17 protein-coding genes are annotated in these 18145 nt (G+C 41.1%); 8 read left to right on the forward strand and 9 right to left on the reverse strand.

The genetic code is table 11. The features are described 5' to 3' along the window. Window positions 1–764 precede the first annotated feature (764 nt). Window positions 765–1739 carry a glutaminase A gene (gene glsA / locus NOS7524_RS04980; protein WP_015137381.1) on the forward strand — a complete coding sequence of 325 codons (975 nt, stop codon included), beginning with the start codon at window positions 765–767 and terminating at the stop codon, window positions 1737–1739. Between the two features lie 138 nt (window positions 1740–1877). Here glsA and NOS7524_RS04985 read toward each other — a convergent pair whose 3' ends face one another. Continuing rightward, window positions 1878–3887, reverse strand: coding sequence for a glycoside hydrolase family 10 protein (locus NOS7524_RS04985; RefSeq protein WP_015137382.1), 2010 nt, complete (start codon window positions 3885–3887; stop codon window positions 1878–1880). Between the two features lie 195 nt (window positions 3888–4082). Between NOS7524_RS04985 and NOS7524_RS04990 the strand changes: the two genes are divergently transcribed. Together NOS7524_RS04990 and NOS7524_RS04995 are read left to right on the forward strand one after the other, a co-directional pair. Further along, entirely contained in the window at window positions 4083–4280 is a 198-nt protein-coding gene (locus tag NOS7524_RS04990; RefSeq protein ID WP_015137383.1) for a DUF2281 domain-containing protein, read from the forward strand. Beyond that, the gene (locus tag NOS7524_RS04995; RefSeq protein ID WP_015137384.1) at window positions 4265–4597 is read left to right on the forward strand and encodes a type II toxin-antitoxin system PemK/MazF family toxin; all 333 of its coding nucleotides are present in this window, start codon (window positions 4265–4267) and stop codon (window positions 4595–4597) included. Before NOS7524_RS04990 ends, NOS7524_RS04995 begins: the two co-directional genes overlap by 16 nt. 214 nt (window positions 4598–4811) lie before the next feature. On the opposite strand, the gene NOS7524_RS27735 is transcribed toward NOS7524_RS04995, so the two are convergent. Next, window positions 4812–7055 carry a caspase, EACC1-associated type gene (locus tag NOS7524_RS27735; protein ID WP_015137385.1) on the reverse strand — a complete coding sequence of 748 codons (2244 nt, stop codon included), beginning with the start codon at window positions 7053–7055 and terminating at the stop codon, window positions 4812–4814. A 307-nt stretch (window positions 7056–7362) separates the two neighbouring features. Between NOS7524_RS27735 and NOS7524_RS05005 the strand changes: the two genes are divergently transcribed. Next, the gene (locus NOS7524_RS05005; protein WP_235622398.1) at window positions 7363–7767 is read left to right on the forward strand and encodes a hypothetical protein; all 405 of its coding nucleotides are present in this window, start codon (window positions 7363–7365) and stop codon (window positions 7765–7767) included. A gap of 58 nt (window positions 7768–7825) precedes the next feature. Here the strand turns inward: NOS7524_RS05005 and NOS7524_RS05010 are convergent, their stop codons facing one another. Continuing rightward, complete coding sequence (locus tag NOS7524_RS05010; RefSeq protein WP_015137387.1) at window positions 7826–8098, reverse strand: hypothetical protein; 273 nt, start codon at window positions 8096–8098, stop codon at window positions 7826–7828. 333 nt (window positions 8099–8431) lie between these two features. On the opposite strand from NOS7524_RS05010, the gene NOS7524_RS05015 reads away from it, so the two are divergent. Beyond that, window positions 8432–8911, forward strand: a complete 480-nt coding sequence (locus tag NOS7524_RS05015; RefSeq protein ID WP_171815405.1) for a hypothetical protein — start codon at window positions 8432–8434, stop codon at window positions 8909–8911. A 49-nt stretch (window positions 8912–8960) separates the two neighbouring features. Here the strand turns inward: NOS7524_RS05015 and NOS7524_RS05020 are convergent, their stop codons facing one another. Continuing rightward, window positions 8961–9389, reverse strand: a complete 429-nt coding sequence (locus tag NOS7524_RS05020; RefSeq protein WP_015137389.1) for a hypothetical protein — start codon at window positions 9387–9389, stop codon at window positions 8961–8963. 307 nt (window positions 9390–9696) lie between these two features. Here NOS7524_RS05020 and NOS7524_RS30910 point away from each other — a divergent pair, with 307 nt between their 5' ends. The 3 genes from NOS7524_RS30910 to NOS7524_RS05035 all read left to right on the forward strand — a co-directional run bounded on the left by NOS7524_RS30910 (window position 9697) and on the right by NOS7524_RS05035 (window position 12841). Then, on the forward strand, window positions 9697–9828 hold the full coding sequence (locus NOS7524_RS30910) for a hypothetical protein (RefSeq protein ID WP_268741985.1): 132 nt from the start codon (window positions 9697–9699) through the stop codon (window positions 9826–9828). A gap of 215 nt (window positions 9829–10043) precedes the next feature. Beyond that, window positions 10044–11018 carry a hypothetical protein gene (locus NOS7524_RS05030; protein WP_051039224.1) on the forward strand — a complete coding sequence of 325 codons (975 nt, stop codon included), beginning with the start codon at window positions 10044–10046 and terminating at the stop codon, window positions 11016–11018. 26 nt (window positions 11019–11044) lie between these two features. After that, window positions 11045–12841: a WD40 repeat domain-containing protein gene (locus tag NOS7524_RS05035; RefSeq protein ID WP_015137391.1), complete on the forward strand. Its 1797-nt coding sequence runs from the start codon at window positions 11045–11047 to the stop codon at window positions 12839–12841. Here the strand turns inward: NOS7524_RS05035 and NOS7524_RS05040 are convergent. The 5 genes from NOS7524_RS05040 to NOS7524_RS05060 form a co-directional block, all read right to left on the reverse strand. After that, a complete protein-coding gene (locus NOS7524_RS05040; RefSeq protein ID WP_015137392.1) occupies window positions 12838–13203 on the reverse strand; it encodes a Lin0512 family protein in 366 nt (121 codons plus the stop codon). The two genes, NOS7524_RS05035 and NOS7524_RS05040, sit on opposite strands and share 4 nt — an antisense overlap. A gap of 336 nt (window positions 13204–13539) precedes the next feature. After that, a complete protein-coding gene (gene truB / locus NOS7524_RS05045) occupies window positions 13540–14418 on the reverse strand; it encodes a tRNA pseudouridine(55) synthase TruB (protein WP_015137393.1) in 879 nt (292 codons plus the stop codon). Window positions 14419–14547: 129 nt separating this feature from the next. Then, on the reverse strand, window positions 14548–15489 hold the full coding sequence (locus NOS7524_RS05050; protein WP_015137394.1) for a ribonuclease Z: 942 nt from the start codon (window positions 15487–15489) through the stop codon (window positions 14548–14550). A 332-nt stretch (window positions 15490–15821) separates the two neighbouring features. Next, window positions 15822–15989 (reverse strand): hypothetical protein, encoded by a 168-nt coding sequence (locus NOS7524_RS29850; RefSeq protein ID WP_171815349.1) that lies wholly within the window; start codon window positions 15987–15989, stop codon window positions 15822–15824. A 177-nt stretch (window positions 15990–16166) separates the two neighbouring features. After that, window positions 16167–18062, reverse strand: a complete 1896-nt coding sequence (locus NOS7524_RS05060) for a sensor histidine kinase (protein ID WP_015137396.1) — start codon at window positions 18060–18062, stop codon at window positions 16167–16169. Window positions 18063–18145: the final 83 nt, after the last annotated feature.

Here is an 18145-nt window from a genome sequence, read left to right on the forward strand (position 1 = left end):
TTCCAAAGGTCTAGGAGCTTATGTCACTTGTTAGTGGCTGGCTCCTAAAATACGAACTCGTTCCGTTTTCACTTTTCTGCTTGTGACTGCAACAGACTAACATGAACTTCTGAGCTTGGGGATCAGGGTTTTAGCGTAGGAAATGCCATGTTTTCCAAATTCACGTTTTGATCACAGGGGCAAAACCTTGTTCAAATGCGGATTTCACCTATGTAACGTTTTTTTCGATCTACTAACATTTTCTTATCAAAACTTAACAATTTCCGGATTTTAAAATGCTGAGATGAAGATAATATTTTTCAGTAATTATTCCAAGAAAATATGTATTTTTTATGACAGATAACTTTTTTCAATACAATTTATAATAATCTAATATAATACAAGAAAGCAACAATAAATTTACTGATTTTAATTTAGTTTATATTATTTTCATAATATCTAAAAAAGCAGCTATAGCAATCCTCCTAGCCATAATATTTTTGATGGCAACTAGAACTGGTGATCTGCATTTATATATTTTTGATGCGCCAGAATATGTAATAATACTTTCAAATTAAATAAAAGATGTGATATCAGTGACAACAAATTACAGTAATCATGAGTAAAAAAAAGTGTGTTTTACTGTAACGGATGTTGTGATCAGACAAAATGAAAAGAATCGTAAAAAAACAGAAAATGATTCATCAACGTGTGTAGCTGATTTTTGTAAAGTATCAAATTTAACATTCAATCTGTAATTTAAACGAAATCAAGCTATTAGCTTCATGGTAGACACAGAAAATCAAGGAGATTTAGAAATAGTTCCGTCCTCGCTGTTAACCGTAATTAACGACTTGCATAGTCAATACAAGTCATTGAAGGAAGGGATAGTAGCGAACTACATACCAGAACTGGCAAAAGTCAACCCAGATTTATTTAGTATTTGTATTGTGACCGTAGATGGTCAAGTTTACGAAGTTGGGGATTATCAACAGTTATTTACGATCCAGTCAATTTCTAAGGTGTTTGCCTATGGACTCGCCTTAGAAGATCATGGACGAGATTATGTATTGACTAGGGTTGGTGTAGAGCCAACGGGGGAAGCATTTAATGCGATTATCCTGGATGAGCAATCAAAGCGACCTTATAACCCAATGGTAAACGCAGGAGCGATCGCCACTACCAGTTTAATCAAAGGTTCTGGAGCAACAGAACGCCTGAATCGCTTACTGGATATGTTCCGGCGCTATATTGGTCATGATGTATTTGTAGATATTTCCGTCTTTACGTCGGAACGTAGCACAGGACATCGCAACCGGGCAATGGCGCACTTGATGCTTAACTTTGGCATGATTAACCAAAATATTGAAGAAGCCTTAGACCTCTATTTTCAACAATGCGCTGTCATGGTAAACTGCCGTGACTTGGCAGTGATGGCAGCTACTTTAGCTAATAAAGGTATCAACCCCATAACCGGTGAACAAGCCGTAGATAAAAGTTATATCAAAGATATTCTCAGCGTCATGTACACCTGCGGGATGTATAACTTTGCCGGTGAGTGGGCTTACAAAGTTGGTATTCCCGCCAAAAGTGGTGTTTGTGGCGGCATTATGGCTGTCGTCCCCCATCAGATGGGCATTGCAGTATTTTCACCCCCCTTGGATATCAGAGGAAATAGTGTCAGAGGGGTAAAAGTGTGTGAAGAACTTTCCCAGCGACTGGGTTTACATCTATTTGAGTGTTCGGGGAGTAGGGAGTAGGGAGTGGGTGTAGGGTGTAGGGTGTAGGGTGTAGGGGTGTAGGTTGGATTTTCCGGTTACATTTGCTGTAAATGAGAACTTCCAAGAACATCACATCTATATATATAGATGTATTTCCCAATCCCCAGTCCCCAATCCCTAACTCACCGTAATCACTACACCCTCACTTTCATTCGCTAATCTATCCACAGCACACACAGCATAAGTTCCTGGTTGTACTGTGGCGAAAGTTGTACCAGCAGACAAAATTCTTTGTAGTCTCCAAGTCTCACCAGTTTGACGATACAAAGTCCAAGAACGTACCGGCTGATTATCACCGGGTTGCCAACTGAGTCTGCTGTTGTTGACTTGTAGTTCTTTGGGTGGGGGTGGTGCGGATTGATTTTGCCAAGACATGGCAGGGACTATGGCAGGTGTGGAGTACAGTGAGCCTTTAAACTTGTCAGCAATACCTTGACGATTTTCACTAATGGAACTCATGCTGAAGAAGATATTCCCTAGTGATAAATCTTTAATCAGGTTGCGGCTAAATCTCACTTGTTTTTCTATCTCTTCATCTTTCCAGGCTTTACCGTCTAACTGCCCAATGTTATTACCTGCATAAATGTGTCGTCGCTGGGGATTAATTTCTGTCCACCATTTCAGCAACACAGGGTAACTTTGTCGAGTTTGGTCTGTGCGCCAATATAGTTGCGGAGCGATATAATCAATCCAGCCTTGTTCTAACCATTTTTTCGCATCAGCATACAGCACATTGTAGGCATCTAAGCCGGTAATTCCGGGTGGTTGTCCTGGGCGATAAATACCGAAGGGACTAATCCCGAATCTGACATGGGACTTGGTGGCTTTAATTCCCTGAGATAGACGTAGCACCATTTGATTGACATTTTCTCGTCGCCAATCTGCTAAACTCAGTTTTCCACCTGCGGCTTGATAAGCAGCGTAGGTTTTGTTATCAGGGAAAGATTGGCCTTGGATGGGATAGGGATAAAAATAATCATCGAGGTGAATAGCATCAATATTGTAGCGACGGACAACATCGATGATCACGTTATAGGCTCTATCTTGAACGATTTTTACTCCTGGGTCCATCCATAACTGATTACCCCATTGATAAACTACCTCTGGATTGGTTAGAGCTATGTGGGGACGAACATTGGGAGCGCCTTTGATGCTTGTTTTGGCGCGGTAAGGGTTAAACCAAGCGTGAACTTCTATGTTGCGTTTGTGGGCTTCAGCGATCGCAAACTCTAAGGGATCATAAAATGGTTCTGGGGCTTTACCTTGAGTTCCTGTTAACCAAGCACTCCAAGGTTCAATAGGGGAAGCATACAAAGCATCGCCTTCTGGGCGGACTTGTAAAATTAAAGCGTTAAAATTCAGTTCTTGTAATTTTTGGATAATCTCTACCAGTTCCGCTTGCTGTTGAGCGGTAGTTAATCCGGTTTTGGATGGCCAATCACTATTCCATACTGTCGTTATCCATGCGCCCCGAAACTCTCGTTGGTGACTGACTTTGACAGTTCTGGGGCGAGTGATGGGCGGAACTACCAAATATACAGAGTTAATCTTGGGTGCATTACCGAGATAAACTAAAGCTTGATAGACTATGGCAGCAACATCGCCACGAGTAGCTGAAACATTGTAGTTGAGTAACTTGATGTTGGGAAAACTAGAGACTAAACCTGCACTGGTAGCGATCGCAATTTGATTTCTACCATAACCAGGAATATTAGTTGTATCTTGATAGATTTGCGGTAATTTGTCTAATAAATCAGGTTTAATCTTAGTGGCAATTTCTAAGCCATTGACTATGGCGACTAAAACATCACCACGAGCAATTTTGTTATTGAGTCCGAAAGTTTTATTGGGGTAGCCAGTTAAAAATCCTGTTTCGTAAGCTTTTTTAATTGCACCAGCCGCCCAGTGATTAGCCGGAACATCACTAAAGGGGATATAAGGACGCTTAACTGCAACGTTAAAGACAGCTGCAACTATAGCTGCAAACTCAGCACGGGTGACTGAGTTATCCGGGCGAAAAGTACCGTTAGGATAGCCATTCAAAATGCGTCTTTCCGCCAAGGCTTCAATAAACGGACGCGCCCAATGGTTTTGGACATCCGAGAAGCGTGCAGTAGTAGATACCATTGTTGATTGCCGCTAACTTGCTTGATTGTAGATATTCTTTGTTAATCTAACAATCAACAAGCGATCGCTACCGTAATTATGTATAAGTTTTCACATTTAGTAATCTTCCCATTGTCTGCTGTGTAGGATGAGTGTGGGAACCGCTATAGTTTTACTGTTTATGATGAATGTAGGAAACTCAATCTACTCCAGAACATGATGCTCAAAGAAAAAATTACACAAGAAATAGAAAAACTACCTGAACCACTGTTGCAAGAGGTTTTAGATTTTGTTCAGTTTTTGCAAACCAAGCATCAGCAACAGGATATAAGAGAAATCACTATTATGAGTGAATCATCTTTACAAAAAGATTGGTTAAGTCCAGAGGAAGAAGCCGCATGGCAGGATTTGTAAAAGGCGATGTTGTGATTGTTCCATTTCCATTTTCAGACTTAACGCAAACAAAACGCAGACCTACTTTAGTTATTGCTACATTTCCGGGCGATGATATAATGCTTTGTCAAATTACTAGCCAATTTGTGAAAGATATTTATGCTATCCAACTGGATAATAGCGATTTTATCTCTGGTTCTTTAAAGCAGACGAGCAATATCAGACCAAATCGTATTTTTACTGCTGATAAGCAAATCATTTTATATAAAACAGGTCAGCTTAAATCGGAAAAGTTAATAGAGGTGATTAATAAAATTATTGAAATAGTACAGAAATAAAGTCTGTAATTTCAGGTTTTCCAGATAACTTGAAATGAATAATAATCAAACTGCGATCGCAGTTTTGTAAAACTAGCTAACACAGCGAAATCAAGGCGATCGCTACCGTAATTATGTATAAGTTTTCACATTTAGTAATCTTCCCATTGTCTGCTTAAAAATAATCAGTAAAAAAGCTAAAGAATAATTGGAAAAATAGTTCCAACCACTTTTACTAGGGTGTGGAAGTTGGGCTGGGTAAAGGCGTAGATTGTATATATGGAATAGGTACTATAGTAGGTTCTATATCCGATAGAGATGGGTTTTTGTGTTGATCATCCCATGAACCTGATTTTCTGGATGGGGTTGTTACAGGAGGAAGTAGTATATCAAAATCATGACAAGGGCTATCTTCATTTGGCTGTAAAACAGAAATTTGCCAGCGTTTGAGTTGAGATAATTTTGTCGTAACTTTTTTTTCTAATACAGGTTTGGATGACTGTTGATTGCTACACACTCTCAAAGTTAGGTCATAATCTCCAGCAGTTTGGGGGTTAGATTTTTGCTCTGAAACTTCTAAAAAGGTATTGGAGGGTAACTTTTGCTGATTAGTCAAAATAATTTCGCTATTGGTTTTAATCACCCATCCAGGCGCAAGGTTATTGAGTGATCTTGTCTGCTGAGGTGTGGGGGTATTCGCTGGTACTAAAGTTGTAGGCGGAGTTACAACTGACAATTGAGATCTAAACCAATATCCTAGTAGCCCAGCTGCGCCCACCAATATTACAGGCACGATTCTGAAAAGCTGGGTGTGAATTACTTGAGTTTTATTGCCCTTTATAGCTTTAGAAATTATATTTTCCTGAGTTAGATCTTGCCTTTGCCCTTTTTGCCGAACAACTTTTTCTTCAATTGGAGCTACTTCTTCATCGCCAAGTTCTAAAATTTGCTGAAGTCGCCTTAATTCCTCACGCACTTCTTCTGTTAGTGGATACTCATATTGAATTGCTTGAGTCACGGCTTGCCGATACTGCTGTAACTTTTGTCGGTACGCTTCAATATCAGCTATAATTCGGGTTTCAATAGCAGCAATATCTTCAGTTGTTAAACCTAAATTTTGTTGCTGCTGTCGCAATTCATTTCGCTTCGCTGTACTCAAAGGATATTCTTGCTGTGTTGATGTAGTAAATATCTGTTCATACTGCCGTAAATTTTGCCGATATACTTCTATTGCAGCAGCCACGCGCCTATCAATTTTAGTTAAATCATCATTAGTAAGTTGCCATTGCTGCTGCATCTGCTGCAACCGATAGCGAGTCTCTTGGCTGAGAGGAAACTCCTGTCGCATAGCTTGTGTTAACGCCTGTTCGTATTGTTGTAGGTGCTGCTTGTAAGCTTCAAGCTTTGTTTTAATTTGTGCCTCAATTGGCATGGTATCTTCATTTCTCAATCCCAAAATTTGCTGAATATTTTGTCGTAACTCATTAATCTCTTCTTCACTAGGGGCTACTTCTTGCCGCATTGCATTGGTAAAAGCTTGCTCGTATTGCTGTAATTTCTCTCGAAATTCTAGGCGAGCAACTGCCAAAATTTCATCTTCTATTTTAGTTGCTTCTAGTTCAGAAAGTCCCAAACGACTTTTCAATATATCTAATGTTTGGCGACCGATAAAAGAAATTGCACCACGCTTAATATATCGCGCCACTTCTTTGCGATACTTTTGTGTGGGATCACCAGGAGGCACTTTTGCCAGCCGAATCTTAAAGCCTTCTCTAATGGCATAGATTTCTGGTTTCATTGCTGGCTGGATTTCTCTGACTTTGTTGCTAGCGTAATCATGCAACTCATCGATGGAAATAAACTCATCCCCATCATTGTCTGCTGCGCCAGTTGTAATTCCCTCAAGTAGATAACGGGTGTAAATGGAGATGTCTGATCCTTGCTGCTCAAAGGAATATTGAGTTGAACTAGATGAAGTCAGAATAGCCCGTCCTTCACCGCCTAACTGTTCCCGGATATTTAAAGTACCATCATCCTTAGCTGATAAACCCTCAGCAAAAGCACCACTAAAACAACTGTCTAAAATCACTATTTGCCGCTTAGAACGGCTGCGGCTCATACTTTCATGGACAAAACTAGCTGCAACTGCGGATGAACGAATTAGGTCTCCTTTGGGCGTTTTGCGTGTAGTGCGGGTTGCTAAATACAGCCTACCTGTGTCGTCTTTAATACCGTGACCAGAGAAAAAGAATAGTAACAGGTCATCTTTTTGACGACCTGCAAATAAATGCTCAATGGCTTCTTCCATTTCCTGGCGCTGGGGATTTTTTAGCACTGTGATATTGGCCTCATCAAAGCCACCAATTTCTGAGTGTGCTAGGACTTGCCGTATTGCCTCAGTATCGTTAACAGCAGCCGGCAGTGGATTCAGCCCAGGCTCATATTCACTCACCCCAATTAGCAGTGCTATCTTTGCCATGTGTGATTCTCTATCCTGCTATAAACTTTTGTGCTGCTGCAATTGCAGCTTTCAACTCTGCTTGTGTTTAATACTTAAAATATCACGAGTATCTTATACAAGTTAGGTAGTAAGAATTTCGGCTTAATGCTGGTGTTTACGAAAGTATAGCTAGATGAAATATGCAACCAAAAAACTGCGATCGCTTTATTGTTGAGCTAGCTAAAATAGCAAAATCAAGTCGTCTATGGTCAAACAAGTGCGAAAGAAATCACTAAAATCACGATTTTTGCTCTTATTTGCACTGAGCTTAGTGAGTATTCTGGGTATGTCGTATTTCTTAGATCAAGTCGAGCGATCGCCTATTGTACTTTGTCAGTCTTCTTGGGGTTTTCCTAAAATCCAAGGAGTTAAATATTATACTAAACCAGAAAAAATAGTAGTTAAGCCTTGGCTGGGTCAACATCATGTTTATGCTGTATTTATGATTCCTCAAGAATATAGACATGATTATCTATTTACGCTCAATTTACCAGGAGAAAATACTCGCTGTGGAGCAATAAAACGTACTAATCAGTCTGTTATCGCTGGTGTTACTGCTAAACCAGAACATTATTTACTCAAAGGTTATTTAAATACTAGGATTGCTTTGAATCTGATTATTCAAGGCAAGTTAAATGAATTAAAGCAATCGCAAAATTGGCAATTAGGCTATGCCAAGAAAAATTCGTAATTAAGCTGCAAAATAATAAAAATATACTCAGGCGATCGCCTCTACCACTAAGCGTCACTTAAGCATTATGAAAAACTTGGGGGGGTTCACCTATGTTCTCACCTTCCCTATTCAGTTCTTTCAGCCACTTCTGAATGCGCTTTCTCTGTAATTCGCAAACTTGCACACTTGCTACTGTCAATGCTTGACGCGGAAAGATTTCCCTCAGATCAGCAACCATATCCGCAGCACTACAAGCTTCTAAGCACTCTGCAATATATGCAATTGAATCTAAACACAACCATTCCTGAGTCGCCTCTAGCTGACAAATTTTGCGCTTTGTGGTTTCCATAAGATTTGGTTATGCTATATACCAAAATTCCCCCAATTAATTCTACTTCATCTGTCTTGAAAATAGGGACAGGGGACAGGGAAGATTTAGCAAGAAAGGCAGAGGGCAGGAGGCAGTTCGCGGAAGCGTTGCCGCAAGGCTAGGCAGAAGGGAATTCTGATTCCTGCCCTCTGCCACGACCCTTCGCGGAGCGTCTCGAAGAGAAGGGAGTAAGGGTTGAAGCCCCACCCCTTGTGGGTGGCTTTTTCCTCCTCCTGCCTCCTGCCTTCGATTGACTAAAATATTAAAATTATTCGCTACTATTGTTTGGGATTTAGTGGTGGTGGAGTGTTAATCACTGTGTGGCGTAAATATACTGTTATTGCTCCTGTTAGTTTGAGCATTGTTTTGTTGGCTACTGGTTGTACGGAAGATAGAGCTTCTCAGTGTCAGCGACTAATTCAAGTAGTGAATGAAGGCAATGCTCTCATTGAGCAAAATAAAGGACAGCAGGTGATCACAACCTGGCAACTGTCTAAAGATTTGGAAGCGATTACTATATCTTTAGGGCAACTCAACTTATCTGATCCTAATTTGCAGGATTTGCAAGACGGTTTTAAGCGGGTGTTCCAAAATTTAAGTCAGGCGATCGCAAAAGCGTCTAATGCTTTAGCAGCAGCTAAAGCAGCTGACGCATCACCATCTGGCAGAGAAAAACTACAAAAAGCTAGAAAAGAAATTGATACCGTACTGACAAAAACTGCTACAACTGTCGGTAAAGAGTCGGATGTACTTGTCAAGCGACTGAATCAGTATTGCACTCAGCCTTATTAATATTTACCGGTGACAACAAAAAATAAGGGCTTGTAGCACATAGCATATATTAAGTTATCAGTGTTGCCTTGCTTCCATTCTGAATACCATTCATACTGGCAACAATTGACGGTTGCTCAGAACTCAGATTTGGTGAATTCCCTCGCAGTCCCTTGCGGCGCTGGTTTTTTGGAACTCCTCCCGCCATGCCGTATTCTACACTGCTTTTGCCATATCGAGTCGCAACTCCCAACAGCATATGCTCTGCCATATCTGCTAACTCGCGCTCTGTGTCTAGCATTTCTCGGTACAACTTATCCAGGTGAGAAAGCGCACTATTGTATGCGTTCTCCTTAGTTCGCATCTGTTCTATGAGAGTTGAGAAGGCAGGTATAGTCAGTCCATTACCTAAATCTAAATTTGGGTTAATTGAGTTCATCCCAGCCACACGGCGCACTGCTTTTTGTAACACTGGAGAAGTTCTTTTCCTACGAGCCATGATATACACCTTGTAATAGAATACGGTTAACATTCTTTACCTTAAAAAACTTCCGTATTGATCGGCTTGAGAGGATTTTGGCAAATTTGCAATGGTTTTTGCTACACTGCGATATTTTTCATGAATGGGCAATCTACTGAAAAGAGAAAGCATTTAACCCAAATGACAAAACAAACTGCCGTTTGTTTGCTAAATCTACTGAAATTAGAAAGCATTTAAGCAAAATGAGCCAACAAACTGCCGTTTGCTTGCTGAATTTACTGAAATGAATACGGGATTTACTGAAATTAGAAAGCATTTAAGCAAAATGAGAAAGCAATATACCTTTTTGCTGATTAAAATCACCTTGAGCTATTTTCCCAATGCAGTGCTGAAAGCGATCGCACCCTTGTATATTGAGAGAAGTCTGGGAAGAGGTGATGAATTGCGTCTCTACTGAAAGTGTTTTCTTTTTGCGCGTACTCTGCGAGAACGCAAGGCGGCGAATGCGTGAAACAAAATTTATTTAACATTCCGCAAAACCGCATACTCAAGATGTATCTAACATCAATCCTCGTTGTCACAACAGCTATTAGTGTTTCGTGAATGTTCAAAAATTATTTAAGATTTTTATATCCCAGCAAATTAGCGCCGAATTATTACAAAAATGATGATATGAATTTATTACCAACAACAACCCCAAAAACTTTTAGTCTGTTAAGTATTGGTCAACGAGGAGTAGGCAAAACGGTTTTTCTCGCTGGTAGCTATGCAGAATTAAATTCTGATAGTAACTCAGACAATACTCAGCAGTTGTGGTTCGATTGCCAAGATAGTGATGTGCAAGCCAACCTGGAAAAGATTAAAAACCATGTGGCGCGTACTGGTTCATATCCACCCCCCACGATTAAAATCACTAACTTTAACTTTAGTTTAAAACGTCAAACCCTATCGAGCAGCGAAACAGTATGTCATTTTCGCTGGTGGGATATTCCCGGCGAGTTCTGTAATATTCACAATCCGGAATTTCAAGACATGATCTTCAATTCCAATGGTTGCTGTGTATTTATTAATGCCTATGCTTTAATTAATGATCAAGATTATCCACGGGTAATTGAAGACATTTACAACCAAGTAGCGGCGATCGCCTCTGTGAGTTACAAGTATAATTTGCAATATAGTTTTGCCTTGATTTTGACTAAATGCGATTTACTGGAACTAAATCCAGCTACCCGGCTACAAATTGAGCAAAAGTTGCAGCCTTTAACTGCCTATCTTGATACTGTAAAAACTACGCAGCAAATCTTCTATTCTGCTATACCAATTGTTTCTCTAGAAGGTGTTTCCCGTCTCAGGGCTAAAGGTGCGGCTAATCCACTTCTCTGGCTGCTGTCACAAATCAATAATTCGCAAAATTCCTCAGCACCAGCAAGTTTGGCGAGTCAATCAAGCCAGAACTTACCTCATAGTCAGGGATTTCCTCTAACAACTCACAGGTCTATTTTAATCATGTATTTAGTCAGTGTGAGTTTACTAGGGGCGATCGCTTCACTGTTCTTTGCCTTCAATATATTTAAACCTGTTCCCCAACAAACGCCGACAACAGAACAAACACTAAACTTTACTGCTGAAAATGATGTTGCTAACTAATACCCCATAGGTTTTTCCAGATTAGTATGGACTCTTTGCTCATAGCCCAACTTGTACATACCAGCTTTCCTGTCGTGGGATTTAGAACCGTGGTGAGTAAAGATGTTCCCCCGGAAATTCAGCAAGCCTTCATCGAACAGATCGTTTATCAGTATTGGGATTCCTATAATCCACCCAGTGCTGGGTACAGAGCTGCTTATCTCTATCAGCTCACGCCACAACAGAGTTTGTTTGGTTGGTTATACAACGACGGACTAGATGACTTTGGTCGCAGTGATGTTCCCTACTTCCTTTGTTATTATTTAGCAGGTAAACTCCAGCCGTTTCAACTAGAAAATATTTGTATTTGCTTATGCACCGGGCCAGTCAGGCTGATAGACAGGCAAAACCCCCCAGCGTCTTTAGAAAGCATCGTTATGCCTGACTTGTGGAGTTATCAACCTGCTCGGACTGGGGTGAAGATTCCTCAAGAGATGATTGAGCAAAGCCAGATTGCCCTTCAGCAAGGAGAATTGCTGAATTTGTTTGTCTTTGCGGTTGAGGAGAAAATACAAGACAGGGCAATTTCTGATCGGGATTTCTTTTCTGCTAGCAGAGATGACAAATTCCACCCACAAGGAAATGGAGTTTTGGGGCATGGGAAAGAGTTAGTCAAGCCATCGATACAGGCTTTTTCTGTGTCTACCATGCCGTCAGCAGAAGATTATCAACAGATACTCTTAGCTAAAACTCGCTTCAGAGCTAGCCAAAAAGCTATGATTTCCTTACCTGGGAAATTGGCTTTTATATTGGGGATGATCTTAAGCAATGCTTTGATATTCGCTGCCATATTTGTGAGCTACTATGTTTTGAAAGTCGCACCTTTTGCGCCTACAGCCCCACAAGTTACCAATCCTATCCCTCGCCAAAATCCTGCTTCATATACTAAAAATCTCACTCTTACCAAAACGCTAGCTGCTCATACAGATTCTGTGTGGTCTGTTGTTCTCAGCAACAACGGACAAACTTTGGTTAGTGCTAGTGCAGATAAAACTATTAAGGTGTGGAATCTCAAGACTAGCCAGGTTATACGCACACTTGAGGGACATACAGATATTGTGAGGACAATAGCTCTCAGCGCCGATGGGCAGACTCTGGTCAGTGGGAGTGGGGATAAAACGATTAAAATTTGGAATTTTCAGACTGGTGAGCTGATGACAACACTCACTACTGATTCTGGCCCTGTTTGGTCAGTTGCTATCAGCCATGATGGACAGATAATGGTTAGCGGTAGTGAAGATGGCAGCATTAAAGTTTGGAACTTATACACAGGCAAAATCCTCCACACAATTAAAGCCCATGCAGGTCGGGTGTTTTCTGTAGCTATCAGTCCTGATGGCAAAACTGTTGCTACTGGAGGCATTGACAAAACTATCAAAATTTGGGACTTGCAGACAGGTAAACTGCTGTGTGCGATCGCACAACATCAGGATGCGGTCAGATCGGTGATTTTTAGCCGCGACGGTAAGACACTTGTCAGTGCTAGTTGGGATCAGACAATTAAAATCTGGAATCCAGACACAGGCGAACTCCGCCGCACTTTAACCGGACATACCTCACGGGTGGTAACTCTGAGTTTGGGTATTGATGGAAAAACCCTAGCCAGTGGCAGTCTTGACAATCATGTGAAAATTTGGGATATGCAAACGGGTAAATTGCTGCATACCCTTTCTGGTCATTCTGACTGGGTGTTAGCGATCGCTACTAACCCATCAAAGCCAATCTTAGTCAGTAGTAGTAAAGACAAAACCATTAAAATTTGGCAGCCGCAAATCAAATTTTAAGTCGTTTCGATGAAGACTGTAACAGATGCGATCGCCACTAACATTTCATCATTTTTATCGTTGAGGGAAGCTATAGCCCGTCCTTGGACTACCATCCCCCCAGATTCTACAGTTAAACTTTTGCGACCAAAAGGTAATACAGCTAAGACTTCTGCTTCTCTGACTTGTTCAGGATAGGGTACTGCTACCTGGACTTCTACAATCATCTCATTGGGATCGCTTAAACCTGCAACCTCCCACACCCCAGGTAAAGCATTATGAGCGATCGCATTCCGTACAGCTCTAGCTGCGGCTACTGTCGGCTCTTGTCCATGCTGATCTACTCCCATCCCCATTTCAATAATCAAGCGTTTACGCGCCACTGTTCACTCCCAAAAACTTCATTTTTCACTATATACGGGAGTAGTGTAATTGATATCTGTGATGGGAATAGATTTTATCAAGAGAGGCAGGAGGCAGAGGGCAGGAGGCAGGAGGGAAACTGCCCTCCCTACGGGACGCTGCGCGAACTGACTCCTGCCGCGACGGTCGGGAGCAAGGGAAAAGTGCGGTCTTGGGTTTTACCCAAGAGGAGCAACTTTTCAAGACAGGGTTTAAGACCCCCACTGAATCAGAATTCAGTGGCTTCAATTCAGGAGGGGTCGAATCCTATAGCTGAATTGCTCCTTCTGCCTCCTGCCTCCTGCCTCCTGCCTTCTTCAAGAAATCGGTTCAAACACCATCTGGGGAATTAATACACCCTCTTGTAATTCCCCAATTCCCAAAAAACGGGTTTCGGCTTGGTAAACTCGCACTTTGCCAGAGATTTCGGGAGTTAGAGGAATACGCTGTCCTTGACACCATTTCTCGGCAGATATGTCTGGTAAATTCACTGATGGCAAATGTTGTAAAGCAGCATCAGGGGGTATGGGTTGAAAAGTGCCAGATTGCAGTTGTGTATCTAAATCACTCAGGGTAAGACTATCAATTAAATTAAAGCCACTGCTATGAGTGCGGGTTAAAGCGGCGAGAGTACCACCAGTATTTAAAACAGTACCTAAATCACGGGCGATCGCTCTAATATATGTACCACTACCACAGGCGATCGCCACATCTAATTCGGGAAATTCCCCTGTGCGCCAATCTAAAATTTCTATACTAAAAATTTCTACCGTTCTAGCTGGAACTTCTACTGTTTCCCCTTGACGCGCCAAATCATACAGGCGTTTTCCCTCTACTTGAATGGCGCTGTAACTTGGTGGTATTTGCTCAATTTTGCCGACAAATTGACTTAATGCCGTTTTTACCTCTATCAAGTCTAATTCTGGGCTAGGTTGGGAAGTGATGATTTCACCTTGCAAATCATCCGTTGTAGTCCGCACTCCTAAGCGGATAGTGGCGTTATAAGCTTTCTCTCCTGGTAGGTATTGTAATAATCTGGTAGCCTTACCAACAGCGATAGGTAACACACCGATAGCGGCGGGATCTAAAGTGCCGGCGTGTCCTATACGTTTCAGGCGTAACAGTTTCCGCACCTTGGCAACACAATCATGGGAAGTCCAGCCAAAGGGCTTGTTTAAATTAATAAAACCTTGCATTCAAAATTCAAAATTAAGTAAATAATTAAAGATTTGTAGTCAGGACTTTAGTCCTAAAAAATCAAAAAGGCTGATTCCCTACTCCCTACCTAAACCAGTCAGTTCCACAATCAATGCAAATGACCATATTTAATTATTTTCTCGTCGTCTCGGCACATCATAAGTCATGAAATCATAAGCCATGTCTGTACGAGGAAAGATAGCACGGGCTTCTTTGAGTAAATCTTTTAAATCTAATATATTACCGGGAGCATAACGAGGGCTGAAATGGGTCATGATTAATTTACGCGTCCCAGCAGCTAAAGCTGTTTGTGCTGCCATTGTAGTTGTTGAGTGCAACCTCTGAAACGCCATATCTGCATCTTGATGGGCAAAAGTTGCTTCGTGAATTAGCACATCCGCATCTTGGGCTAGTTCTACTGCACCATCACAATAAATTGTGTCTGTACAATAGGCAATCTTACGTCCAATTTCCGTAGGGCCGCATAGTTCCTGACCATTGATGACTCGGCCATCCGCCAGGGTGACAGTTTCACCACGCTTAAGTTGACCGTAAATCCGACCTGGGGGAATTTGTAAGGCTTGAGCTTTTTCCACGTCAAAGCGTCCGGTGCGGTCTTTTTCCGCTACGCGATAGCCAAAAGCTGTGATGCGGTGATGCAAAAGACCACAGCTAACAGTAAATTCTTCATCTTCGTAGATCACTCCCGGACGAATGGCATGGACTTTAATAGGATAGGAAAAATGTGTATGGGAGTAACGTGAGGCTGCTTGGATATAGTCATTTAATCCGGCTGGGCCATAGATATCAACTCTGTCTACATTCCCAGCCAAACCACAACTAGCCAGAAGCCCCATTAAGCCAAAAATGTGGTCGCCGTGCATATGAGTGATAAAAATCCGGGATAGTTGGCTCATTTTTAGTTCACTCCGCAACAGTTGATGCTGAGTGCCTTCACCACAGTCGAACAACCACAATTCAGCCCTTTGGGGTAATCTTAGGGCAACACTGGAAACATTACGCGATCTTGTGGGTACACCGGAACTTGTCCCTAAAAATGTGATCTGCACAGAGTTTTCTAGCCTTTGTTCTGCTAAATTTCAAGCTCTGTCTTATCTTATCGCCGAGAAGACCTTTCTTTGCTACTTCCTTGTCTCCCCCAGTCTAGGGTGTTGACTTTGTACCTTTTCAGGGGTTAAAAATTCATGCCTAATCCTTTCCTTCTTTAAGTAATGAGTAATGAGTAATGAGTAATAAGTAATGGGTATTTACTCATTACTCATTTAATTCGGTTCATCAATGATGACACCAAAACTGTATGAATAAAAAATGGGTAAATCTCATCAAAGTCAACAGCCTATCCCCAATACCCAGTCCCCAATCCCCAGTCCCTACTCGCAAATCATTGGTTTTTCATCATCCTCACCCCTGATGAATCGGAAGAATCTTTGGGGGGTTTTTGATCATCGGGTGGCTGATATCCTGCCAATGCAACTTGAGATATGCTGACGATGGTACTCAAAATACAACTAATCAAAAGTTGGTGCAAGAGGCATTTGTTTTGACTCACTGTCTTTTCTCCTGTGGCATTGCACTGTTTAAACATTTAGCTACTTCCAAATCAAAAAATATCTCATCTAATATGTAGGGTGCTTCAGTGCGAGAAAACCTAGCTGTACCAAGAAATTATTCATACTGACGCACCCTACTAACCTGTCTTTAATTTTGAATTTTGAAATTTGAATTGTTAATTTCCCCATAACTTGGCTAAAGGCCAGGATAATTCACAAATTGTCCCGTGGGGAGCAAGGGGCGATCGCCTAAATTTTCCTTGCAATTGTTGCGCTAGATTTATAAACTGTTGTGTGCCTCGACCGTCTTTATGAGACATCATTCCTAAGCCATTATCAATAATTCTCAATATGTACCAACCGTTAGATAAATAACAAGTGACTTGTAAACGAGTTGCGCCTGTAGCGTGTTTACCAACGTTACACAAAGCTTCTTCTAAAAATCGACAAATACCCCGCTTTTGTTCAATACTTAAGCAGCGTTCATCTATAGGTTCAAAGCTCCGAATTTTGACTCTAATACTTTGAAAGCAGGGAAATTCCCGTTCTAAAGTATAGCTATAAACTTGATAAAGAATATCATGGAGAGGTTCTTGCAAATCTAACACCAGATTATTACCTAAATATAAACTCATATTTTGTTCTGATGATTCTTGTTGCAAAAATTCGTAAATCCCTCTTAATTCATGGTTTAATTTCTCCAGTTCTTTTTCTATCTGTGGTAAGACTTCTGGTGTTGATGTGTTTTGACATTGCAGCAGTCTTAAAACTTTCGCTAGACTTTGCAAAGGGCCATTATGAATTGTTTCAAATGTGCTTTCTATGATGGCTTGGCGGGCTTTCATCCCTGACTTTAAAGCAAAGTCATATTGATATAAAGCGGTGAGTTCCATACCATTTAATAGCAAAACTAAAATTGCTGGTATGAAGGGAACCCACAAACCCCAAACCAAGCACAAATAACTAATAATGACTAAACTACAAGTAGCAAAAGCAACTACTATGATATTAGTGAAGGGGGATTTAGTTAACCTCGCAATAGTAATTCCTAAGAAACCCCAGGCAAAAATCCAGGTATATTCCCATTGCTCATCCCAAGTTTTTAATAATGGTCTATTATCCAACACGGCGCTAATAATTTGGCTGACGGCATGGGCTTGAATTTCTACCCCATATACTCGTCCTTTGGCTGGTTTAATTGATTGAGTAGCAGCAGTAGTAATAAAATCTTTACGACTAGGTGCAGTGATACCAATAATGACGATGCGATCGCGTAACCACTCAGGATTAATTTTACCGCTTTTGATATCGCTCCCAGACACCATGCGAAATCTTTCGCGACCACTGCGAAAATTTAGCAATACCTGCACCCCACCCGCATCAGTGCGAATATATCCGCCAGAGTTGGGTAAGAACCTTGGTAATTCTGTTTTACCGAATCTCATGTTAGCGCGATCGCGAATGCCATTTTCTAAGTGAATATGATGATGCTCTAAATAAGCGGCTGCCAATCTCACAGATAAAGAGAACTTGTAACCATCAGATGTCGGTGTACCTAATAAAATCCTTCTTAATTTACCGTCATTATCTGTGATTTGGTCAGCAAAACCAATGCGTTCTGGGGGAAAATTTGGCGGTGGAGAAATTGCTTCTGGTAATACCTTTTCTATAGCAATTATATTGGGATATTTTTGAAAAACTTGGACTAATTCACTATGGCCAGGATTGACTGGTAAATCTCTATAAATATCAAGCCCAATGACTCTGGGCTGATATTTTTGTAATTTTAATAATAATGCTGCTAAGTCGCGATCCAGGATAAAAGAATCAATGCCATAATTTTGACGATTGCGGATATCATCTTCATTAATTCCCACAATTAAAATTCTCTCATCAATAGTTTCTTCTGGACGTAAGCGGAGAAAACTATCAAAAGCTAACCACTCCAAAGACTGTATTAATCCCATGAGACGAGCAAATATTACCAGCCCAATCACAGTAAATCCTGGTAAAATACCTACTCGCCAAATATTAATTTCTGATTTAATAATTTTCCAAAGTCCAGGAGGCATAAGCTAATTCCCCAGTCTTTAGTGGTAGGTAGTTATAGTGCTGTTAGCGGTAGCACGGCGTTTAGCCGGTAGTGAGTAGCTAG

The organism is Nostoc sp. PCC 7524 (genome assembly GCF_000316645.1).
In the GTDB taxonomy this organism is placed as follows: Bacteria; Cyanobacteriota; Cyanobacteriia; order Cyanobacteriales; family Nostocaceae; genus Trichormus.